Source organism: Chryseobacterium sp. MYb264 (genome assembly GCF_035974275.1).
In the GTDB taxonomy this organism is placed as follows: domain Bacteria; phylum Bacteroidota; class Bacteroidia; order Flavobacteriales; family Weeksellaceae; genus Chryseobacterium.
Window position 1 is genome coordinate 826,719 of sequence record NZ_CP142422.1, and the last position, 23,012, is coordinate 849,730.

A 23,012-nucleotide genomic window follows, 5' to 3' on the forward strand; every position below is an offset into this window, starting at 1 on the left:
AAAAACACGTCTTCTAATCGGAGACGTGTTTTTGTTTTATTTCTTAAAAACTACAGGAAGAATCTCATTCGTTCTTAACCCATATTTTTTGATTTCCTCTGCTGAGAATTTTTGTGAATAGAAATTAGGTTCTGTTTCAAAACCAACCTTTCTTAAGCGGTCGAAATAATCCATTCCGTACCAGCGAACGTGGTCATATTGTCCAAAATGCTTCTGTCTTTCTTTCGGATCTTTTATGGTAAAATCTTCATAGGTCTTCTCCAATGAATTTTTCATCGGAACCTGAAGAATTCCCCATCCTCCCGGACGTAAGACACGATAAAGCTCACTCATTGCTTTTGCATCGTCTTCAATATGCTCCAATACGTGGTTGCAGAAAATAATATCAAAACTTTCATCTGCAAACGGGAGATCCAGAATATCTGCTTTTACATCAACAATCGGAGAGAATAAATCCGCGGAAATATAATCCAGATTTTTCATCCGTTTAAACTTTCTCAAAAACTCCTGTTCGGGAGCAATGTGAAGAACTTTATAGTTTTTAATGAAAAAATCGGTTTCGTTTTGAAGATACAGCCACATCTGGCGGTGTCTTTCCAAACTCAACGTTCCCGGGGAAAGTGCATTTTCACGCTGTTTTCCGTATCCATACGGAAGGAATTTACGATAATATCTTCCGTCTATAGGATCCTGAAACTGATCACCTTTAAAAAACTGATAAATAAGAGGTCGCGCCCAGATACTCATCTTAATAAGCATCGGACGTGGAATTTTATTTAATAAAAGTTTAGTGACTTTTTTCATTAAAAATCCAATTGGAAAGCTTTTTCTTCATCACTTACGATTCCCAACGCTTCGTATACATAGTCGAATGTAGAAAGCAATACCGGCTTACCGTTGATTACCGCTACATCATGTTCGAAGTGTGCAGAAGGCTTATTGTCTAAAGTAGTGACCGTCCAGCCATCTTCATGGAATTTCACTTTTTCAGTTCCAAGGTTGATCATAGGTTCGATTGCAATAGCTAAACCGTCTTTGATCACCTTACCACTTCCCTGTTTTCCATAGTTCGGAACTTGGGGATCTTCATGCATTTTTTTACCTAAACCATGTCCCACCAGTTCTCTTACAACACCGTAACCTTCTTTTTCGCAATGTGCCTGAATAGCATGAGAAATATCTCCTATCCTTTTGCCTCTAATACATTGTTCAATCCCTTTGTAAAGAGATTCTTTGGCAACCTTCAGTAATTTTTTAGTTTCTGGAGTCACTTCACCAATTTCAAAAGTGTATGCGTGATCTCCTACGTATCCGTTTAAGATAACTCCACAATCCACAGAAAGTACATCACCTTCCTTCACGATATCCTTATTCGGAAAACCATGAACCACCTGGTCATTTGGAGAAATACATAAGGAATTAGGGAAACCTCCATATCCTAAAAATGCAGGTTCGGCGCCGTGATCTTTAATGAAATCGTATGCTAATTTATCTAAATATAAAGTGGTAATTCCCGGTTTGATCTCTTTTGCCAACATTCCTAATGTTTTTGAAACCAAACGGGCACTTTCCTTCATAAGACGTAATTCGTCTATTGTTTTTAATTGAATCATGCTCTAATTTATAAATGTAACAGTATAACAGTGTATCAGTGTAACAACAATTGCCTTCCTGATTAGTAAATGGTTATATTGGTAAATTGCTACATAGGATATTCTACCAGAATAGTCCTTTTTTCTTTTCTTTTTTAAGCTTCGAATATGCCAAAACTTCTTTACCCTCTACACGGAATTCTATTCTTTCCTGAATGATATTGTAGATTTCACCCCAACCTGGGAACCCTCCCAAATTTCTATCATCAATAAACCAATCTGCATCTAATTTTCTTGATTGATTGGCCGAATCAAAAACTTCCCCCTCAAAGCTTGAATTCACTGCATAGAATTCAATTCCGTTTTGTTTGCAGAATTCTACTGCTTCGTCTAATGTTTTTCCATGTCTGTAGGTCCAGAGAATTAATCTGAAGCCCTCCGCCTGAAGTCTTCTTAATGTTTCGAAGGCAAAAATTTTCGCTTTGCCAATTGCCGGATAAGCATCATCTACAATTGTTCCGTCAAAATCAACAGCAATTTTCTTGTTATTTAACATTTTGTCTTTTTTTAGCTTTGCAAAGATAAGAAATAAAAAGAGTGCCAAAAAACTCCAGCACTCCTCTTTTATAATTTAATGATAATATGGATTAACTTTTCACCCAATTGAACTGGAACTGAAGATCCGGTGTGGAAATTCTGTCTGTGATTTTTTGTAATCGTCCGGGTAGTTTCATAAGATATTCCTGCGCTTTTTCAGCCTTTTCTGTAAGACCTTTCACATGTTCAATTTTCCATTCGTCTAACAGATCTTTTAAAATATTGATATAATCCTGACCGGTGTACACCATACATCTTTGTGCTGCATCTGAGAAATGCCCCCAAAGTTCACCTGCTGCCTGACCGGACTGTCTCATCATGTGAGCCGGCATTACAATCTTTTTACGCATCATGTCCTCGAATGCCAGGATCATTTCTGAAGGATCTATTTCTAAAATTTTTGCTACGAAATATTTGTATGCTTTGGCGTGTCTTGCCTCGTCTGCTGCAATTACCCCACACATTTTAGCCAGTTTTGTATTTCCTGATTGTTTTGCCAGGGTTCCTACTCTTCTGTGAGAGATATTGGTTGCTGTCTCCTGAAAACTTGTATAAACAAAATTTCGGTAAGGATCCATACTTGTTCCCAGGTCGAATCCGTCATTGATTAAATATTGAGTTGTAATTTCAACTTCTCTCATATTTACTCTTCCACACAGATAAAGATACTTATTCAAAAGATCTCCGTGTCTGTTTTCTTCAGCTGTCCAGGCTCTTACCCAGTTTGCCCAGCCAATTTCAGGTTTTTCCTGATCTACGCCTTCAACTCCCATCAGCCATGATTCGTATGATGGCAATGCTTCTTCCGTAATACAGTCTCCGATTAAGGTCACAAATAAATCGTAAGGCATTTCACGGGCAAAGGTCTGAATTTCTTCAAGATCGTGCTTAAATTCTGTGCTTGATGGATCAGGAAGATAATCTGAAGGCTGCCAGATCTTCTCGATTGGCGTTAAAAATTTATCCAGAAAAGAACCTACCTCCTTTTCCAATATTCCCATTACTTCTTTCCTAACAAGCTTCTGATACATCGTATAATTTTGATTTCAATTTGCAAATTTAAAATTTTATTTATTATTTATGCCATAATATTATGTTAATTCTTTCTGATATTAATCATAAAAAAATGCCGCTATATAAATTATAACGGCAAATTTTCTTTAATATTATTCAATTTTAGCTAACTAAAATATCTCCAGTCATTATTTCCGGAATTTCTACTCCCATCACATTTAGAATGGTTGGAGCAACGTCTCCTAATTTTCCAGGTTTCAGATTCCAGGTGTGCTCTTTATCCATCACAATAAAAGGAACCAAATTGGTTGAATGCTGGGTGTTTGGTGTTCCGTCAGGATTAATCATTACGTCTGAGTTTCCGTGGTCTGCCAAGATGAAAACCGCATACCCATTTTCATAAGCTGCTGTTGCTACTTTTTCGATGCAACTGTCAACAACTTCTGCCGCTTTTACTGCTGCTGAAAAAACACCTGTGTGCCCAACCATATCGGTATTGGCGAAATTTAAACATACAAAATCTGCCGTTCCGTTTTCCAGTTCAGGAACGATAGCGTTGGTGATATCGTAAGCTGACATTTCAGGCTTCAGATCGTAAGTCGGAACGTCTTTCGGGCTCGGACAAAGCAATCTTTTCTCTCCATTAAATTCTTCTTCTCTACCTCCGGAAAAGAAAAACGTTACGTGAGGATATTTTTCTGTTTCAGCAATTCTGATTTGAGTTTTGTTGTGTCTTTCCAACACCTCTCCCATTGTTTCTTCCAATACATTTTCGTCAAAAACAACGTGTACATTCTGGAATGTTTTATCGTAATTCGTTAATGTAATATAATAAAGGTTAAGTTTTCTCATGAAATAATCAGGGAAATCCTGCTGAGAAAGTACTTCTGTAATTTCACGACCTCTGTCTGTACGGAAATTGAAGCTTATTACCACGTCATTATCAACAATTTTAGCCACAGGAACCACGTTTCCTGTTTCTGTTGTGTTCACTAAAATGATTGGTTTTAAGAACTCATCTGTCACATTTTGATCGTAAGACGATTTAATAGCAGCCAACGCATCTGTAGTTTCAGCACCAACGCCTTCTACCATCGCATCATACGCCAATTTTACACGCTCCCATCTCTTGTCTCTGTCCATCGCGTAGTAGCGACCAATAACGGTAGCTAGTTTTCCGACAGATTTTTCCATGTGGTTCTGAAGATCTTCGATGAAACCTAATCCTGAGTGCGGATCACAGTCGCGGCCGTCTGTAAAAGCATGAACGAAAACATTTTCATCCAAGCCAGACTCGTGAGCAGCCGTTAAAAGACCTTTTAAATGGTTGATATGTGAATGCACTCCTCCGTTTGAAACCAAACCGATAAAGTGTACTTTTTTGTTTTCTCTTTTAGCATATTCAAAGGCATCCTGGATAACTTTTTCCTGCCCCAGAGTTCCGTTATCTACGGCCATATTCAATTTTACCAGGTTTTGGTAAACCACTCTTCCAGCGCCAAGATTCATGTGTCCCACTTCAGAATTTCCCATTTGTCCGGCAGGAAGACCTACCGCCAAACCACTTGCTTCAAGCGTTGTGTGCGGAAAATTTTTAAGACAGCTATCTATAAAAGGTGTGTTTGCTTTATCTAGTGCAGAAACGTCCGGATTCATACCCAATCCCCATCCGTCAAGGATCGCTAATATTGCTTTTTTCGACATTATATAAACTTTTGTACTACAAATTTATTTAATTTATTATGAAATTAGTAATCTGAAACGTTTAAATTTTTATTAACAGCGGATATTGCAGTGATTTTATATTTTTGATTTAATCGTTTATGGAGTTTATCATTTCCTAAGAAATTTATATGTCGCATTAAAAAAATTCTTACTTGGATCTTTACAGGATGACAAGCTTTGAGCATATTTTTAAATATAAAATGTATTTAAACCTCACAGGTTTTTAAAAACCTGTGAGGTTTAAAGTTTGTATTTTGAAAAGAAGATAGCTTTTGAATATTTGTAATTACTTGAATTACAAACTGCATTCCTAGCCGCGATTGAGCGGCATGTTTGAGCTCTTTTCTAGTTTCGGCTCGGCGGAGCCGAAACTAGAAAAAGCGAGTAGCGAAAGCGGGAAATAGCTCCTGATAAGTTTGAGAATGCTCATGTGTTTTGAGTTTGATAGTTTTATCAGGTATTTCATTAAGGCTGACGTCAAAAATTCAATATTCTTTTGCTTTTTTACCAGCCAAATAATTATTATTTTTGCTTTATGGATTTAAGAGACCAACTAAAAAACCTTTTTCCTGAGCATGAAGAGCAGGATTTTGAGATGCCTGAAGAGCAATTCAAGCAGAAAGAGCCTTTGGTATGCAAGTTTGAGAAAAAAGGAAGAAACGGAAAGCCTGTAACGATTGTTGAAGGTTGGGAAGGAAGTGAGGAAGAACTGAAAAATATCTCAAAAAAAATAAAAACCACCTTAGGAATCGGCGGTTCTGAAAAGGATGGAACGATTATTATTCAAGGGGATAATCGTGATAAAATAATGAATATCCTTAAGGAAATGGGGTATAAAACGAAGAGAGTCGGAGGATAAGAGAGTACGACCTCAACGTATTTGTTTTATTTTTAGAAGTAAAAGGGCAAAAGTAAAAAGAGCCAAGTGGTGGAAGTTCAATTTAATTTAGATCCATCAAATATAGGTTGATTTAGAAATAAATTTTCGTGTCGGGCATCATTGCTTTTAATTTTTCAATAGTGGATTTAGCCATTGGATTTCCCGTTAATATTAATGTTTTAAGATTTTTCAATTGTGAAAATTCGGTTGGAAGATCTTTTAAATCATTATTTGCTAGATTCATACTTACAACTCCTTTCAAGCCTTTTATTTTTGTTGAAATCTTTTTGATGTTGTTATTACTTACATTTAAATATTCAAGATTTTTAACATCGAAAAGACCGTCTGGAAGTTTAGCAATTGAATTTTGTTGTAATTCCAGATATTTTATTTGTTTAGGAAAAGATAAATCGCCCAAATCATTGATCTGATTGGCCGAAAGATTTAATGATTTCAGATTTTTAATATCATCTAAATGATTTGAAATAAAACTGATCTGATTTCCCTGAAGATTAATTTCTTCCAAAGATGAAATTTTTGTAAGCGCTTCCGGAAAAACATTCAGATTATTGGCATCCAGATGAATGAATTTTAATTTTTGAAGTTTAGCAAGATTAGAGTTGATGCTCGTTAAGCTATTCAAACTCATCGAAAAACTTTCCAGTTTTTGAAGTTCGCCAATTTCATCAGGAATAAATTTAATGCTGTTTTCACTTAAATTTAAAATCGTCAGTTCTTTAAGATCAAATACTTCCTGATCTATTTTTTCGAACTTGTTTGCCATTAAATTCAGGAAAAAGATAGAATTAAGCTGCTTGATCTGCGGTGGAATATTAAACAACCCTTTTTCTCTGAAACTCATACTGTAAATGGTTTGATTACTTTTTAAAGCATCCTCGATATTGGTGTAGGTTGGATATTTTACAGGATCAATCTGTGCTTTTGCTGAGAAAAGTGATAAAACGGCTGCGAATACTAAAAGTTTTTTCATAAAAAAGAAAAATTGACCACCGATAACAATTACCGGCAGCCAAAAAATTATTAATAACTATTTCTTTACAAGTTTTACGGTTTTCTGGAAACCTCCTTCTGCTTCGATACTTAATACTAAAATACGAGAAGCTTCTAGCTGAGATGTGAAATCCAGATCTAAAACTTTATTTGTTCCTGAGAATTTTTTCGTGAAGACAATTTTACCGTCCATGCTGTAAGCAGTTACCGAAATGTCCTTCAATCCTTTTGCAGAATTGATTTTCACCAATCCAGAAGTTGGATTCGGAGCAACTGTTACTGTATTTTCAGTAGCGTGGCTATCAATTGTTCCTAATGCTCCTTCAGTTCCTAAATTATTTTTCAGAGCAATTACCATTGTTGCAGATTTTCCTTTGTAATCAATGGTATTTCCTGTAGCGTCAATATCTGTAGAGATCGTCGAGTTTGGATGCTGAACAGAGAAGAATCCGAATTTATGATCTGGCGTGAACGTTAAACCTGTTGGCTCAGAACCTGCTGGCATAGAAGCGAACAATTTCACTTTAGGATTTGCCGCTGTATGATCGGGAGCAATTACCCAGATGTAGTTTTTACCGCCATCCTGTAATACCCAAAGGTTTCCAAGCTCATCAAATGTAAGGTTATCGTTTCCGTCGCCCCAAGCTTCCGTTTTTACTCCCTGAGCGGTGTCGAAAGAATACGTTGTAGAAGCTCCTCCTACGAAAGTTTCAACCTGAGAAGCAGTAGCTCCGTTGTCTTGTAAACGATAAACTCTGTCTAAACCTTTTGCTGTGAAATAAATCTTCCCGTCGATCGGGCTGATATCAACATCTTCTACTCCATTAAATCTTGTTCCGCCTACCGTTTGAGCTGCTGAAGCTGTATTATTTTGATCGGCTTTAAGTTTATTAGGAACCTGAACCCAAGTTGCCGTAGTTCCCACAGGATCTCCCGCAGTTGTTAATCCCTGATCTAATTTTAATACATAAAGATCTCCTGAGGAAAGGTCATTAGGTGTATCTGCAACAAATTTATAAATCATGTGCGTTCCACCGTCTTCACCATAATAAGCAGTTGTTCCTGCATTATTGATTACCACATTTTCGTGGTTCATGATTCCCATTTGCCAAAGTTTACCTTTAGTTCCGTCTGCATTTTTAGAAATAACCTGAGCTGTGGCAGGATCAATTTCTACCAACCAACCGTAATCTTTCATTCCATCTCCGTTTACATCGGCTGAAGTTGTTTGTTCTTCAGCTGTAATGATTGTTCCCCAAGGTGTAATACCTCCTGAACAGTTTCTGATGGTTTGAACCAAACTAGGATCTGAGAAACTTACCGCTCTCGATCTCGATAATTGCCAAAATTTTGAAGTAGGATTATAATTAATCTCAGCCATTGTTACACCACCAGGGTTGGTTTCATGGTTTACAGAAAGATAACCGTTGGTACTGCTTCCGTTTTTAGCAACATATGCTGTAAAGTCGTTTTGTCCGCCTACTAAACCTCCGCCTTCTGTATAATTATCACCTTCTTTCAGGATCATCTGATACTTGTGTTCAGCAGGAATAATTAATTTTCCGGTTTGCGTTGTTGGAACGATGGAGGTAAAACAGCTGATGTGAGCCGCATTACACGTTGAAGGATTTACAACAACAGGTCCCGTTGTTTTAAGATAAGCATCGATTCTTAAATCCGAACTTCCTGCTCCTCTGTTGTGTAATTCGATAGAAATTCTGTTGGTTCCGTTTACAAATTTAGCCTTTGGAATGGTAAAAAGATTGTATGCGTTTTCTGCAGCACCATCTATTGTTGTGCTAGACCAGGTATTGAAATCGATAACTCCCGTCGGCATATTATCTCTGATGATTTCTTCACCGTTAAGATAAACCACGATACCATCATCTCTCATGATACCCATTTCCATATTATCGCTAAGATCAGCAAGATTTACCGTAATATCTTTTGCAAAATAAGCTGTGATAAGTCCCGTTGCAGTTTGTGTAGTCACAGGATCGCCGTATCCTAACGGTCCGTTTCCTGAAGACCAAGTAGAAATATCATACGTTTTGTCTTTCCACTGAGAAGGCTGTGCCTGATTGTTGTCTTTGTAGCTCCAGTTAGAATTTTTGTTGAAGATGAAAGTCTGCGCCTGAAACACAGAGCTCGTCATCACAGCCAGCGCTGCAATCGTCAATAGTTTTCTGTTCATTTTTTACTTAATTTTATTAGACGATGCAAAACTATTTTTTTAGTCTGAGCCCTCTATTAATAGGATTTTAAATAAAATATCGGAAATATTAATTAATCAATAAGCCAATGTTAAGGGAGTTAAATAATTGTTAAGGATTTTATTAGTGATAAATTATAAGTTTTCAAATAGAACACTTTTGGGTATGTAAAATTGATTCCATATCACCACTCACCTGGCTCTTTTTACTTTTGCCTTCTATTTTCTACTAACATCCGTCAGAGAATTCAGGAAAGCGATAATCTGTTTCATTTCTGTTTCATTTAAATCTAATTTATCCGGCGGCAACGTTTGATTTTTCATTTGTAAGCCTAAACCTTCTCCTCCACCTTCATTATAGAAATCCAAAACTTCTTCCAGCGTGTTGAATGCTCCGTTGTGGAAATACGGTTTCGTTAAAGCAATATTTCTTACCGTTACTGTTTTAAAAGAATTTTCATAGATCCAAGAATTCTCTTTTTTCACCGGACTTTTAAATCTTCCTTTATCATCATCCAGCTCAATCGGCAATTGCTTGATTGGTTTTTTCGTTACGCCCAACACTTCAGATTCATTTTCATTAAAAAACGGCGGAACCAATCCTGAAAAATGTGGTGCAAAATGGCAAGTCGCACAATTCGCTTTTCCCATAAATAAATTGAATCCTTTTTTTGCATCATCAGAAATTTCCTTTTCATTTCTCATGAATTTATCAAAATCACTTTCAAAAGAATACAATGACGCAACATAAGAACTCAACGCCTTTGAGAAATTCTCTTTACTTACTTTTCCGTCTTTGAAGGCTTTGGCAAATGCTTTTTTATATTCAGGTTTTGTTTTTAATTTTTTGATGATGCTTTCGTAGCTTGTATTAAACTCATCTTCGTTATAAATTACGTGTTCTGCCTGTTGTTCCAGATAAAAAGCTCTCAAATCATAGAAGAATCTCTTGGCAAAAACTGCATTATACAACGATGGAGAATTTCTAAGAACAGTTTTTCCTTCGACATTGCTTTGAGATTTCGTTTTCAAATCTGTAAAAGCATTTTCAGGTAAATGGCAGGTTGCACAGCTCATTTTTCCGTTGTCACTTAACTTTTGATCGTAGAAAATATCTTTTCCTAAATTTCTCAAATCAACATTATCTTCCGAAGATTTCAGTAAAGTATAAAAATAGGGATCCAGAAAATCGCTTCCGAAAAAGTTTTTGCTGTTGACATTCCAACCTGAAAATTCTTTCAGATCATCTGTTCTTCCGTCCCATTTTCCAAATTCTTCGTATAAAGGCTGAATACATTTTTTGTAGAATTCAATTCTATCAAACTTTTCAAAATCTGTATTTTTTGAAAGATAATCGACAGCACCAGTTAAAATCGTATTCGCCCGCTGAACATTATAATTTTTAAAATAAGGATCGTCATTAATGTATTTTTTGATTCCCAACATCGCGTGAGAAGCTTCTTCAGAAATATTTAAAGATCCTGGTGTGTCAAAACCTGTTACACCTAACGTATAAATTCTGATTAGTTCAATTCTAAGCGGAAGCGTTTTATTATTTCCTTTGCTTAAACCATTTTTCGCCGAACTTAAATAAAAACTGACATAACTGTTATACAAAAAATCGGTAATCGTTTTAATTTCTTCTTTATTCTCCGCTGCTTCATCAGAAAAAATCAATTCGTCTAAAACCTGAAGACCTTCCGGAGGCAACGTATAAGCTGAAGTTCCCGCTGCTTCAATATGAAATAACGGCGCGGCGTTCAAATGTGTTTTTGTGAATTCAGGATAATGATAAGCGATGTAGAATTCTATTTCTTTGAACGAATTTCTCGTATTTCTCAATGATTCCTGAAGTTTTTCTAATGAAATTTTATCTTCAGAAAAATCATAAGCATCTGATTTTAAATGGTTCAACTTAGTTTTAAAATCATTTAATCCTTTATTAACTACGGTATTTTCACTTTCGACTCCTTTGTACGTCGGATTAAAAGACATTACGGCAAAGCCGATCAGCAGGGCAATAATAGCTAAAGGATAGGATCTCATTAATTTTTTTGCGCAAAACTATTGTTTGAAGCCGATGAACACTTTAACTGTACATTAAATAATGATTACATTTTATGGAAGAAAATAATTATTTTTACAGGAAACATCAAGACTATTTTAATCACGAAAATGTATTCTCAATGAAAACGACCTCCTCATTTTTTACTTTGCTGATGATAGGCATGATGTCTGTTGCAGTCCTTATCTCCGGATTCGGTGTGGTGTACAGTATCGTTAAATGTGTAAAAAGTATTCAACTGACCACTTCAGGACTTCAGAAACAGGGAAAAATTGTGGATTATGCAGTAAGCATTTCCAAAGATTCTGACTCAGGAGAATCTAAAGAGATGTATACGCCCATTATTGAATTTAATGATAACTTTGGAAAAAAGCATATCATTCGCGGCAACTACAGCAGTGGCGGCAAGGAGTCTTCCGATAGGATTACCGTATATTATACGAAAGATCATCCCGAAGATGCCGTCATCGGAAACTTTTTCAGTCTTTGGGGAATTCCATTAATTACCTTCCTGTTTTCATCGGTTTGTCTGCTGGTTGCTTTAAAACCATTATGCAGCAACATAAAAAAGCTTTAAAATCAAAATTTAATATCATTAGTATCAATAAAAATTTAATGATTAATGCATATTAATCAGGTTTACGATTGAGGTAAAGGAATTTTTATTAATTTTAAACCCCGAAACTAATTCATTAAAAAGGCAAAGAATTCTAGCAATGCCTGTTTTAAAATAATGATGAAGAACTATTGGGGAGGATTTTAAAATTGAACTAATCAAACTAAAATATTGGTATGAAAACAAAACTATTACTGGCTTTTGTAGGAAGTCTTTTTTCCGTTTTTTCATTGGCACAAGGCAAAAAAGAAATGGCGGTATACGCTGAAAAAAGAGGCGATGATTATTATCTGCTGCGACTTCCGAAGGGCAAAGACATTCCTAATGTATATGTGTATTCAAAAGGAGTTACAAAACCCTACAAAAACTACAGCTCACTGCTTCAGGTAGCCACGGATTTCCCTAAAATGATGGAAGCCAACACCACTTCTACTAAAGAAGAACTGGTTTCTGTATTGAAAAAAGACGATCATTTTTTTGAAATAACCCAACAGAGAAAAAATCCCAAAAACTTCGAGAAAACAACCTTTACCGTGTATGAAGTGTATAACGGACAAAAAAGAATTGTAGAAGAATATGGCTCTATTCTTGAGTTTTTACCGACTCCCTATAAAGCAGCCATCTTTATCGATTAATAATTAAAACTAAAAATATAAGTATGCTAAACAAACTTGCAGCTTCAGAGCTGGTGCTGAACAATGACGGAAGTGTATATCACTTGAACCTTTTGCCCGAAGATATTGCCGAAAAGATTATCCTTGTGGGAGATCCTGACCGTGTGGCGAAGGTTTCCGCCTATTTTGACAAAGTAGAGATCAAAAAAAATAAAAGAGAATTTTACACGCATACCGGAACGCTTCGTGGTGAAAGAATTACCGTAATGTCTACCGGAATTGGTACCGAAAACATCGATATCGTAATGAACGAATTGGATGCTTTGGTAAATATCGATCTTAAAAATAAAGAATTTAAGACAGAACATAAAGCGTTAGAACTTTTCAGAATGGGAACTTGCGGAAGTGTAAATCCTGATGTTCAGGTTGATAATATGTTGGTGACTCAAAATGTTGTTGGTCTTGACGGATTGATGCATTTCTACCAGGATTACAGCTTTGAGAATGAGTTTTCTAAGAACTTTTTAGAAAAATTCCCTTATGCAAATATCAAACCGATGCTTTATTTCGCAGATTGGGCTGAAGAAATGGCTGATTATTACAAAGATGCAAAATACCACGGAAACACGGCGACATTCCCGGGATTCTATGCTCCACAGGGAAGACAGCTTCGTCTAAAGGCTTTGGATGATAAATTCCTTGAAACATTGAACGAACTTGGCGTGACGAATTTCGAAATGGAAACTTCTGCTATTTATGCTCTTTCAAAACTATTAGGTCACAAAGCAATTACCGTAAATAATGTGATCGCCAACAGAAGACGTGGAGAATTCTCTGCAGATCACCATGCTTCTGAGAAAAACCTGATTAATTGGGTGCTGGATAGAATTATTAAATAAGAAATGCCTCAGGAAATTCTTAGTATCATAATTCCGCAGGAAATTAAGCTTGATAAAAGTATTGTTCATTTTTATGAAAATGGACTTACTTTTATTCCAATTGATTTTTGCTATTTAAATCCATTTGTTAAAGGAGCCCACGATTTTGAACTTTTGTCTGAATATTTTGAACATATAAGAACAGAAGCGATTCTATTCTTATGAAGATTCAAAAAAAGAATATCTAAAATAATAAAAAGCCCGAATTTCAATGTTGAAACTCGGGCTTTTTTTGAAGATTATTTAACACAATTAAAACAAAAAGGATCTCAGGAATTCTGAAATCCTTCTAACCAAATTAAATCAATATATATAAATTCTATATTTAAAATTCATTCACTGTTACATAAAAATGACTTGCATAGAGGCTTGCTGCACTTTCTGAAATATTACTTAAATTAATGGTAATATTCGAATTGGAAATCATTCTCGGGTTGGAGATGGCAAAAGTTGTATTTCCTTCAAAATCACTTGCCGGAGTCACGGTGATGGTAGCTCTTGTAGAAGCTGTCTGTAATGCCGCAGGGATAGCAATATTCAACGTTGTTGATTTTCCTGTTGGCAGATTATTGATGGAAACGCTTGGCCAAACTTCAAAACTTACCTGGTTTTTCTGAATCGTTCCTTTATCTCCTAGTTTATACTGTCCGTTCACGTCTAATTTCGCAGAAGTATTCGGTGTAGAGGTTCCAATGCCGACATTAGCATTGTTATCACCAATCACAATAGCATTGGCCTGTGCTGTTGAAGCATTATACCCTACTGCTGTTGAAAAATGACCTGTCGCTGAAGCACCTGATCCTAACGCAGTAGAATTTTCATTATTCGTCACAGAGTTATATCCTAAAGCCGTTTCACTGTTGTTATTGGTTTTAGCATTAAAACCTAGTGCAATCGATTGAAATCCCCTGCCTGAGAGTTATTACCGATAGCTGTTGACTCATTCTTTGTTGTTTTAGAATTGAAACCGATTGCTGTAGACTGAAATCCTGAAGCAGTAGCATTATTCCCAACAGCTGTTGCTTCGTTAACCGTTACACTCGCATTATATCCAACCGCTGTCGCTTTGAAACCTGAAATATTCGTATTTTCACCCACAGCAACCGACTGATTTTGCGTCACCTTTGCATTTGTTCCGATCGCAATCCCCTGATAAGAACTGCTAGAATTTCCCAGTGCAATTCCGTTTTGTGAAGCATTGGCTCCATTACCAAAACTCACGGAGTTATAAACTCCTAATCTTCCCATTACCGTAGAGTTCACTTTAAAAACAAGATCATCCAAAGTATTGGTTCCCAACGATAATGTGGTATTCTCTCCCGCGTAGCTACCACTGTTATTGCCCGCTGTACTCCATCCGGAACCTCCTGAACCACCGTTATTGATCCCATTACCACTTCCTCCTGTATTTACTGAAAGCATATTCCACTTCGCCTGACTCCAGTAATAAAAACCTGTTTGTGTAAGGCCTCCTGTTCCGTTATTCCAAACCATCAAACCTTCTGTAGGTGTTGGAACTGTCGTATTATCTGTTAATGAAGTTAGAGAAATGCTTGGTAAAAGTACTCCTTTATTTTTTGAACTGATTTGCAACATTGCAGAAGCATCAGGATTGGGTATACCTATCCCTATTTGTGCGTATGAAAAAGTATTATACAAAAAAATGATAAGAGCAGATTGAAGGATTGATTTTTTTTTCATTATTAAATTCCTAATTGTTTATTACTTGACGGTGCAAATATAGTAATTTTCAATAAAATAGGTAGTTTTTTGAATATCTTTCAATAAAAACACTTTTTAGTGACAAAAGCGTTGTTTAATAACTGTTTAAGGAATGTAATTGCTATGTGAACGGTATGTTAAATAGGCCTTGCATGCACTTTTAAGCTTGTTTTTAATTCTTTGTAAAGTGGAATACTATTGATAAATAATTAAAAAAGGTCACAAAAATTTGAATAAAATTAAATTTATCACTTTATATTGATCTCATTTATGCCAAATTTCTTTTTCATTTTGGCCAGTAAAAATTCCTATCATGACTTTTATTTTTTAAAAAAGTGGAATTATTATAAAAACTGAACATATAGAGTGTTGATAACGAATATTTAATAGAGTGGTCTTACAGGGTATGAAGTTGAATGGTATTTAGACTTAATTTGAATCGTTCGGTCGAGTTGGCCGAATAAGAGCTGGTCATAAATGGATAGATTGAATTTTTTGGAATGGTTCTTGTTTTATACTGGACATCACAATAAAATATTTAATATTATGAACAATTCTGAATACAACAAAGCAGAAAATGCAGTGGACAACACGAAAAACTCTTTAAAAGATGCAGCCAACAATGCCAAGTGGAAAATTGAAGAACTTGCTGATAAAGCAAAGGACTATATCAATGAAAAAAGAGCCAATGATGAGGAAGCCCAGCAGGAAGATTGGTTTGACAGAGTGAAAAATAATGCTTCAGATGCATGGGACGATATTAAGGATAAAGCGAACGATGCATGGGAGAAAACCAAAGATGCAGCAGAAGATGTAAAGGCTGAATGGAACAAAAAAACAAATTAAAATTTCAGTTACATAAATATTTTCAAAAAAACGGAGTCTTTTTACAGAAGGCTCCGTTTTTTATTATGCTCTAAACACAAATTATTCCTACATTTGTACTATTAATAAACATTAAAAAATTATGTCATACGGTTTACTTAAAGGCAAAAAGGGAATTATTTTTGGTGCCCTTAATGAACAATCAATCGCGTGGAAGGTTGCGGAAAGATGTCATGAGGAAGGTGCAGAATTTATTTTGTCTAATGCTCCTATCGCTTTAAGAATGGGAGAACTTAATGGTTTAGCCGAAAAAACAGGTTCAGAGGTTATTGGTGCAGACGCTACTTCCATTGAAGATCTGGAAAAGCTTTTTGATGCGGCTGTTGCCAAATTTGGAAAAATTGATTTCATCCTTCACTCGATCGGGATGTCTATCAACGTAAGAAAGGGAAAACATTATACAGAAATGAATTACGACTGGTTGGAAAAAGGCTGGGATATTTCTGCAGTTTCTTTCCACAAGGTAATGCGTGTGGCGTATGAAAAAGACTGTATGAATGAATGGGGAAGCATTTTGGCGCTTACTTATATTGCCGCTCAGAGAACATTCCCAGATTATAATGATATGTCTGATAACAAAGCTTATCTGGAAAGTATCGCAAGAACTTTTGGGAATTACTGGGGAGAGAGAAAAGTACGTGTTAATACGGTATCCCAATCTCCAACACCTACAACAGCCGGTAGTGGCGTAAAAGGTTTCGGAGGTTTCCTGGGCTATGCTGAAGATATGTCACCTCTAGGTAATGCAACTGCTCTTGAATGTGCTGACTATTGCGTTACTTTATTCTCAGATCTTACTAAAAAAGTTACCATGCAGAACCTTTTCCACGATGGAGGATTCAGCAGTTCTGGTGTAACTCAGAAGGTTATTAGTAAATATGATGCTGAGTAATCATTAAATTATTCTCACAAATAATAAAAAAGCCGAAACTATTTTTTAGTTTCGGCTTTTACTATTGTAGGCAAAGCTTGGGGCAATCGAATTTCAGTATCAAAACTTGGGGACTGAGTTAAAAGGTTAAAGAATCCGAGCTGAAATTTCAATGTTATTTTTTTGCTCTCGCAGATTTTGCGGATGACGCAGATTGATTTTTCTTAAGCTGAAAATGTTGAACACTAAGAGCCTGTTTAAAATTTTACCGTTTTATTTATTATCATTAATGAAGTTGATCTTTGCTCAATTTTGATGCTCTTTTGAGCGTATTTTTCACTTCCTATTTTTGATTTAGCCCGCTAAATCTGCAAACACGAAGCAAAAAATCCATCTCAAAATACCTATAAAAATTTTTGGCAATAAAATTTAAACAGCCTCTAAGTCCGCTAAGTTTTTTTGACAACTATTTGCTAAAAATCTCACCAAGCCGTTCTATTGATAAAAAGATTACGAAGATTAAGCAAAAAAATACCAGCATCACCATCTCTGGCGATCTGTGGGAAATAAAAATATTCGTGCATTTGTGGCTAAAATTTAACCACAAATCTTTCAGTCGATGAATGATATTTCGACGTAGTCAAAAGTTACAAAAGCTTTTTAACACTTTAGTTATTTAAGCTTAATGTTAAGCTGCATAGAAGTACACCTAAGTTTTTGAAAATCTTTGATTTTCTAATGATGGGCTCTAAATATGAGAAACCTACGGGAAATAAAATTAGTGCATTCGTGGCGATATTAAGACCCCTCCATTTTATCTTTGATAAAATCCTTGCGGCTTAAAAAATATTTTTGCGGCTTTGCGTAAAACCAACAGAAACAGCAGCATCTGTGAAAATATGCGATCTGTGGGAAATCAATACAATTAAAACAGACTCCGGAAAATACCGACAAACCACTTTTTTTATCAAAATTAATTCCATATTTTAGCCTCTAATTAAATAAATATGAACCACGTAAGCTGTTTGCCTCCTCCGGTACTTTAATATTTTCAGATGCAATTTGAAACAGATTTCGTTGATAAAAAATTATCAGCTTGTTTCGTAATGCTTTACATTAAAATATTTAATTACTTAATTTTTCAAACAGTTCTTTTTTTCAAATGAAAAAATCATATTTATTATTACATCTGGCTGTAATTTTGGCCGGATTTACAGGTGTTTTCGGAAAACTTATTTCTCTTAATGAAGGTCTTTTAGTCTGGTACCGACTTTTATTTTCATCAATTATCTTATTCGTTATTTTAAAACTGCTAAGAATTTCATCAAAGATTCCAACTCAGGAAAAAATCCGTATTTCAAAAGTGGGATTATTAATTACAATGCATTGGATCTTTTTTTATGCCAGCATCAAGTATTCAAATATTTCTATCGGTGTTGTTTGTTATTGTCTAACCAGTTTTTTCACAGCAATATTTAAACCTTTAATTGATAAAGAAAAATTTAAAATTTCAGAATTATTTCTCAGCACTTTGACGCTTTTAGGAATCAGCCTGATTTTCCATTTTGATACATCTTATCAATTAGGAATTGGCTTAGGCGTCATTTCATCGGCATTGGGAGCTCTTTATACAATTTATAATAACCGTCTTGTTCAGCATTTTGACTCTAAGGTCATTAATTATTATCAAATGATAGCCGGAACAGTCGTTCTTGGGCTTTTCATGCCGGTTTATCTGTACTTCTTCCCTGTTCCGACTCTTATTCCAAGCTTAAAAGATATTGGATATCTGGTTTTTCTGTCATCATTTTGCACCGTTGGTTTATATGTTGCTTTCGCTGAAGTTTTGAAAAAAATTCCAGCTTTTACCGTGAATTTAACTTTCAATCTAGAGCCAATTTACGCGATCATTATGGCTTTTTTATTCTTTGATGAAAGCAAACAAGTAAACATTTCATTTTATGCAGGTCTATCATTTATAATTACTTCTGTTATTTTACAGACTTTGATTTCAATTAGAAAGAAATAAAAAATTCCACAGATTCTTACAAATTTTGAATCTGTGGAAACTTTTATATGATGAAAATTATTAAATTTACTCCTAAGCATAATGCACAAACTTATATGAAAAATAAACTGACTTCAGAACAAGCCGAAGAACTTTTAAAAGTTTTAAAAACCCGTTTTGAGAAAAACATGAATCGTCACAAAGACTTAAACTGGGAAAAAATTCAAATAAAATTAGAGAAAAGTCCTGAAAAACTTTGGACCTTAAATGAAATGGAAATAACTGAAGGTGAACCAGATGTGATTAGCTATGATCAAAAAAAAGATGAGTATTTCTTCTTCGACTGTTCTCCGGAAAGTCCGAAACGCAGAAGTTTATGTTACGACTACCCTGCCTGGAATGCCCGAAAAGCCAATAAACCGGAAAGCAATGCCATCGATAAAGCTTCAGAAATGGGCATCGAATTATTGACAGAACAACAATATCGACAACTTCAGGAATTAGGAAAATTTGATTTAAAAACGTCTAGTTGGATAAAAACTCCCACTAATATTAGAGAATTGGGCGGTGCTATTTTCTGCGATCGTCGTTACAATACCGTTTTCACTTACCACAACGGCGCTGATTCTTATTACGCAGCGAGAGGTTTTCGTGGGTGTTTGAAAGTTTAATTTTTATCGCAGATTTAACGGATTACACCTATTTCTTTAGAACTTTTTTAAACTTTTTTAGAAGCTTAATCCCGCTTTCCGCTATATCTTTTTCATTACGGCTTCCGCTTTGCTCCAGCCGCAACAAAAAAGGATGCCGCTGCAATCGGGGCTATCATTGTTGTCGCCTAAGTATCGGGAAATATTTACATAGTTTGTCATTCCGTAGGTAGGAATCTAAGCAAAGTATTAGAAAAGATTCGAGTCTAAATTCCTAAGAAATGACAAACTTTGAAATTAAAAAGTTTAAAGAGATTTGTGAAAGAATCTATAAACCGTTAAATCAGAGATATATAATTTATTTAAAGCCTTACATTATTTAGTGTTTTTCAACCAAGGCGATTCCACACTCCAAAATATGATATTAACTCCAAGATAGTTTTCAGCATAATTCACAAATTCCTCTTTTGTGAAAGGCTTTTTCGTTTTCGGATTTTTATAAGTTAATGTAGGTTCCTGAACGGCCATTGCCACCAAAGATAGTTTTCCTTTGTATTGATTAAAGAACGGATAAGAATTTTTCATCTGTGCATTTTTATTTGGAACAATATCGGGTCCTCCTAATCCAATATTATTTTTATTCGCAAAATCAAATAATCTCGACATATATTTATGGTCATTTTCCCATTCACACGGAAAAAAATTCACATATTGTAAAACATAAGATTTTTTAAAAGCATTTCTTGCGAACTTCAAATTATCAAGTTCCGCCTGAAAATATTTATCACAGCTAAAACCTGTTTTATCTCGCTTCATATCAATATCAATCGCAGTTTCCGGTAAATTAATTCCCTGGATTTTTCCGTCAAACTTTTTTGCCAACTCTCCTATTAACTTTTGATATCTCTGTTGTACAGCAGGATTCCATTGCTGTGTTACCCAGCCATTTCCAATAGGTTTATTTTCTCCGGGATTATCATATTGCGCAACCAGTCCTCCTCCATACTCTTTGTCATTTAATATATAATCAGGAACATACCTTGCTTTGGGTTCAAAAAAGCGATCCTGAAGCTGAATGAATAATTTTTTATTAAGCTTTGTTAAATATTCCAGATCTTTTTCAATTCTGGAAAAATCATATACATCTTTCGCTGTTTCCAATGCTCGCCAATTGTAAACGATTTGAACTCCACCTATATCTTTTCTGGTAATCAGTTTTTCAATTTTTTGCAAATCTCCGGATGAAGTATAAATGTAATTTTGTGGAGTTTGTGCTTTAGAAAAATTTAATCCTAAAATTAGAAGGATGAAAACACAAATTTTCAATACTCTTTTCATAATTGATCTTTTTACTACTTAACATCATTTTTCATGCCCATTTTATTTTTCTGCTGTACGGGAAAATATTCGGAATAATTTTTTTTAAGCGATTCTCAGCGATTAGAATATTTTTTAAAAAAACAAGCTTTTTCTTTAAAATTTAAAGTCATAATTTATTTTAATTTAAAGATTATTTTTTATTTGCATTAATTTATTTTCTGATCTCGATACAATTGCTATTTTAGCAGATGAAATATGATGTAACATAATAATTAGAATATGAAAAAATTAGTCTTATTAAGTTCTTTTTCAGTTTTATTGCTTAATTGCAACAAAAAGCCTGAAGCTCCTGTCCCTGAAACAGTATCAGAAGACACTGTTGCCACGACAGAAAAAGTAGTCGATACCTTAGGTGCTAAATCTTTCTGTTATATGGGAATAACAGGAAAAGACACTGTTTTTGTGAGTATTGACGATAATTTGGGGACTATTACCGGTAAAATGGCGACAAAAAACAGCGAAAAAGACAGTAATAAAGGGGAATTATCCGGATTTAAATCGGGTGATACGCTTAAATTGATTTACGAATTTGCCGCAGAAGGAACTACAGGAAATAAAAATGATATTTATTTTCTTCAGACAAAAGATGGCTTAGTCGAAGGAATCGGACAAAGAGATGCTGAAACCGGAACGAAATATATAAATGAGAAAAAGATAAGATATGCCGGAGGAAACAATTTAAAATCAGCTGATTGTAAAATAGTTGCAAAATCACTGAAATAAAATTAAAATTATTCTCTAAATATAGATATATTTTGCACGATATTTGCAGAAATAGGTTTCCACACTTATCAATAACAAATAGTATTAATAACGATGCAAACTTTAAATTTTAAACCATTTTCAAAGAATGAGTTTATCGAAGAACTAAGGAAAACATTTCCACAGTATAAAATTCAAACAAGCTTTGGCGCGCTTCAGGTTCGTACTAGCGGATTTACACTGACTGGAAATGTAAAATTAAATACCGTTCCCGAAATTGGCAACGTGAGCACAGAGACCGCTCTGAACTCTGCCATGCTTTATCTCATCTTTTGTTTTCCCGTTGGACTTTATATGTATATGAAGAAGGAAAAAATAAAGAAATTTGAAAATGAAGTGATTGAAGGAATTAAGAAAATTCTTCAGGAAAATTAAAATATTTAAAAAGAAAAACAGCCTAAAAGTAGGCTGTTTTTTGATTTATTATAATTCTTTTTTAATAATTTCAATAAAATCATTAACAGGTTCATCCCCTGTATTCCAAGAAGTTATTAAACGAATTGACGAAAATTTCGTATCTATCTTTTTCCAAACATAAAATTCAAATTTTTCGGATAATTTTTGAATTAAATCATTACTTAAAATCGGAAAAATCTGATTGGTATAAGTATCAGAAAGGAATTGAATTCCTTTTTCCTTCATTGCATTTTTAATTTTCATGGCCTGCTGATTCGCATGTTTTGCCAAATCAAAGTAAAGATCATTTTTCATCAATTCTAAAAATTGAATTCCTAACAACCTTCCTTTTGCTAAAAGTGCTCCCTTCTGTTTGATATTAAAAGCAAAATCCTGCTGAAGTTCCTGATTATTAATGATAATAGCTTCCCCGATCAAGGCTCCGTTTTTAGTTCCGCCCAAATAGAAAACATCCGTAAGTTTAGCTACTTTTTCTAAAGTAAGGTCGCTGATTTCTGCAGTTAAACCATGCCCTAATCTCGCGCCATCCATGAATAAATACAACTTATTTTCCTTACAAAAAGCAGAAAGTTCTTCTAATTCTTTCAAAGTATAAATCGTTCCCAACTCCGTAGAATTAGAAATATAAACCAATTTAGGCATTACCTGATGAGGAACATTTCGATGATTTTCCAAGACGGGAATAATATCTGCAGGAGCTAGCTTTCCGTCTTCCTTATCTATACCTAAAATTTTATGTCCGGTTGCTTCAATGGCTCCGGTCTCATTATTCAAAATATGTCCGGTAGCCGCAGAAACTGCACATTGATAAGGTCTTAATATCGAAGAAATTACAATTAAATTAGCCTGAGTTCCGCCTGAAACAAAATAAATTTCAGAATGAGGATTTTTCATTTTTTCTCTGATCAAATCTTTAGCCTTTAGAGAATATTCATCTTCTCCGTAACCTGCCTGCTGATGAAGATTATACTGTAAAAGTGCCTGTAAAATATAAGGATGGCAACCTTCTGAATAGTCGTTTTTGAATGAAAATTTCATAATGTAAAATTAAAA

The 23,012-nt window shown here is 34.8% G+C and carries 22 protein-coding genes; 10 read left to right on the forward strand and 12 right to left on the reverse strand.

Features of this window, described 5'->3' with window-relative positions; genetic code table 11:
- Window positions 1-36: 36 nt before the first annotated feature.
- The 5 genes from VUJ46_RS03610 to gpmI form a co-directional block, all read right to left on the reverse strand.
- Complete coding sequence (locus tag VUJ46_RS03610; protein ID WP_326983646.1) at window positions 37-804, reverse strand: class I SAM-dependent methyltransferase; 768 nt, start codon at window positions 802-804, stop codon at window positions 37-39.
- Window positions 804-1,613, reverse strand: coding sequence for a type I methionyl aminopeptidase (gene map, locus VUJ46_RS03615; RefSeq protein WP_326983647.1), 810 nt, complete (start codon window positions 1,611-1,613; stop codon window positions 804-806). The genes VUJ46_RS03610 and map overlap by 1 nt, the downstream gene beginning before the upstream one ends.
- A gap of 103 nt (window positions 1,614-1,716) precedes the next feature.
- Window positions 1,717-2,148: a BT0820 family HAD-type phosphatase gene (locus tag VUJ46_RS03620; RefSeq protein WP_326983648.1), complete on the reverse strand. Its 432-nt coding sequence runs from the start codon at window positions 2,146-2,148 to the stop codon at window positions 1,717-1,719.
- Between the two features lie 91 nt (window positions 2,149-2,239).
- The gene (locus VUJ46_RS03625) at window positions 2,240-3,220 is read right to left on the reverse strand and encodes an acyl-ACP desaturase (protein ID WP_326983649.1); all 981 of its coding nucleotides are present in this window, start codon (window positions 3,218-3,220) and stop codon (window positions 2,240-2,242) included.
- Between the two features lie 145 nt (window positions 3,221-3,365).
- Window positions 3,366-4,907 carry a 2,3-bisphosphoglycerate-independent phosphoglycerate mutase gene (gene gpmI, locus VUJ46_RS03630; RefSeq protein ID WP_326983650.1) on the reverse strand — a complete coding sequence of 514 codons (1,542 nt, stop codon included), beginning with the start codon at window positions 4,905-4,907 and terminating at the stop codon, window positions 3,366-3,368.
- Window positions 4,908-5,463: 556 nt separating this feature from the next.
- Between gpmI and VUJ46_RS03635 the strand changes: the two genes are divergently transcribed.
- Window positions 5,464-5,787 (forward strand): translation initiation factor, encoded by a 324-nt coding sequence (locus VUJ46_RS03635; RefSeq protein WP_267403179.1) that lies wholly within the window; start codon window positions 5,464-5,466, stop codon window positions 5,785-5,787.
- Between the two features lie 112 nt (window positions 5,788-5,899).
- Here VUJ46_RS03635 and VUJ46_RS03640 read toward each other — a convergent pair whose 3' ends face one another.
- The 3 genes from VUJ46_RS03640 to VUJ46_RS03650 form a co-directional block, all read right to left on the reverse strand.
- Complete coding sequence (locus VUJ46_RS03640) at window positions 5,900-6,799, reverse strand: leucine-rich repeat domain-containing protein (protein ID WP_326983651.1); 900 nt, start codon at window positions 6,797-6,799, stop codon at window positions 5,900-5,902.
- Between the two features lie 57 nt (window positions 6,800-6,856).
- Entirely contained in the window at window positions 6,857-9,013 is a 2,157-nt protein-coding gene (locus tag VUJ46_RS03645) for an alkaline phosphatase PhoX (RefSeq protein WP_326983652.1), read from the reverse strand.
- A gap of 237 nt (window positions 9,014-9,250) precedes the next feature.
- Window positions 9,251-11,077, reverse strand: a complete 1,827-nt coding sequence (locus VUJ46_RS03650) for a cytochrome-c peroxidase (RefSeq protein ID WP_326983653.1) — start codon at window positions 11,075-11,077, stop codon at window positions 9,251-9,253.
- 74 nt (window positions 11,078-11,151) lie between these two features.
- Here VUJ46_RS03650 and VUJ46_RS03655 point away from each other — a divergent pair, with 74 nt between their 5' ends.
- From VUJ46_RS03655 to VUJ46_RS03665, 3 genes are all read left to right on the forward strand, one after another.
- Window positions 11,152-11,673, forward strand: coding sequence for a DUF3592 domain-containing protein (locus VUJ46_RS03655; protein ID WP_326983654.1), 522 nt, complete (start codon window positions 11,152-11,154; stop codon window positions 11,671-11,673).
- Between the two features lie 215 nt (window positions 11,674-11,888).
- Window positions 11,889-12,347: a hypothetical protein gene (locus tag VUJ46_RS03660; protein WP_326983655.1), complete on the forward strand. Its 459-nt coding sequence runs from the start codon at window positions 11,889-11,891 to the stop codon at window positions 12,345-12,347.
- Window positions 12,348-12,370: 23 nt separating this feature from the next.
- Window positions 12,371-13,225, forward strand: coding sequence for a nucleoside phosphorylase (locus tag VUJ46_RS03665; RefSeq protein WP_326983656.1), 855 nt, complete (start codon window positions 12,371-12,373; stop codon window positions 13,223-13,225).
- A gap of 364 nt (window positions 13,226-13,589) precedes the next feature.
- Here VUJ46_RS03665 and VUJ46_RS03670 read toward each other — a convergent pair whose 3' ends face one another.
- Both VUJ46_RS03670 and VUJ46_RS03675 read right to left on the reverse strand, forming a co-directional pair.
- Entirely contained in the window at window positions 13,590-14,159 is a 570-nt protein-coding gene (locus VUJ46_RS03670) for a hypothetical protein (RefSeq protein ID WP_442784950.1), read from the reverse strand.
- Window positions 14,150-14,965, reverse strand: coding sequence for a hypothetical protein (locus VUJ46_RS03675; protein WP_326983658.1), 816 nt, complete (start codon window positions 14,963-14,965; stop codon window positions 14,150-14,152). The genes VUJ46_RS03670 and VUJ46_RS03675 overlap by 10 nt, the downstream gene beginning before the upstream one ends.
- A gap of 567 nt (window positions 14,966-15,532) precedes the next feature.
- Here VUJ46_RS03675 and VUJ46_RS03680 point away from each other — a divergent pair.
- The 4 genes from VUJ46_RS03680 to VUJ46_RS03695 all read left to right on the forward strand — a co-directional run bounded on the left by VUJ46_RS03680 (window position 15,533) and on the right by VUJ46_RS03695 (window position 19,421).
- Window positions 15,533-15,832: a hypothetical protein gene (locus VUJ46_RS03680; protein ID WP_326983659.1), complete on the forward strand. Its 300-nt coding sequence runs from the start codon at window positions 15,533-15,535 to the stop codon at window positions 15,830-15,832.
- Between the two features lie 121 nt (window positions 15,833-15,953).
- Window positions 15,954-16,763 carry an enoyl-ACP reductase FabI gene (locus tag VUJ46_RS03685; protein ID WP_265427764.1) on the forward strand — a complete coding sequence of 270 codons (810 nt, stop codon included), beginning with the start codon at window positions 15,954-15,956 and terminating at the stop codon, window positions 16,761-16,763.
- Between the two features lie 1,141 nt (window positions 16,764-17,904).
- On the forward strand, window positions 17,905-18,771 hold the full coding sequence (locus VUJ46_RS03690; RefSeq protein ID WP_326983660.1) for a DMT family transporter: 867 nt from the start codon (window positions 17,905-17,907) through the stop codon (window positions 18,769-18,771).
- 95 nt (window positions 18,772-18,866) lie between these two features.
- Window positions 18,867-19,421 carry a DUF4256 domain-containing protein gene (locus VUJ46_RS03695; RefSeq protein ID WP_326985071.1) on the forward strand — a complete coding sequence of 185 codons (555 nt, stop codon included), beginning with the start codon at window positions 18,867-18,869 and terminating at the stop codon, window positions 19,419-19,421.
- 354 nt (window positions 19,422-19,775) lie between these two features.
- Here VUJ46_RS03695 and VUJ46_RS03700 read toward each other — a convergent pair whose 3' ends face one another.
- Window positions 19,776-20,738, reverse strand: a complete 963-nt coding sequence (locus VUJ46_RS03700; RefSeq protein WP_326983661.1) for a hypothetical protein — start codon at window positions 20,736-20,738, stop codon at window positions 19,776-19,778.
- A gap of 261 nt (window positions 20,739-20,999) precedes the next feature.
- Between VUJ46_RS03700 and VUJ46_RS03705 the strand changes: the two genes are divergently transcribed.
- Entirely contained in the window at window positions 21,000-21,503 is a 504-nt protein-coding gene (locus VUJ46_RS03705) for a hypothetical protein (protein ID WP_326983662.1), read from the forward strand.
- Between the two features lie 93 nt (window positions 21,504-21,596).
- Complete coding sequence (locus tag VUJ46_RS03710) at window positions 21,597-21,917, forward strand: hypothetical protein (protein WP_326983663.1); 321 nt, start codon at window positions 21,597-21,599, stop codon at window positions 21,915-21,917.
- Between the two features lie 48 nt (window positions 21,918-21,965).
- On the opposite strand, the gene VUJ46_RS03715 is transcribed toward VUJ46_RS03710, so the two are convergent.
- A complete protein-coding gene (locus tag VUJ46_RS03715) occupies window positions 21,966-22,997 on the reverse strand; it encodes a threonine aldolase family protein (RefSeq protein WP_326983664.1) in 1,032 nt (343 codons plus the stop codon).
- Between the last annotated feature and the right edge of the window lie 15 nt (window positions 22,998-23,012).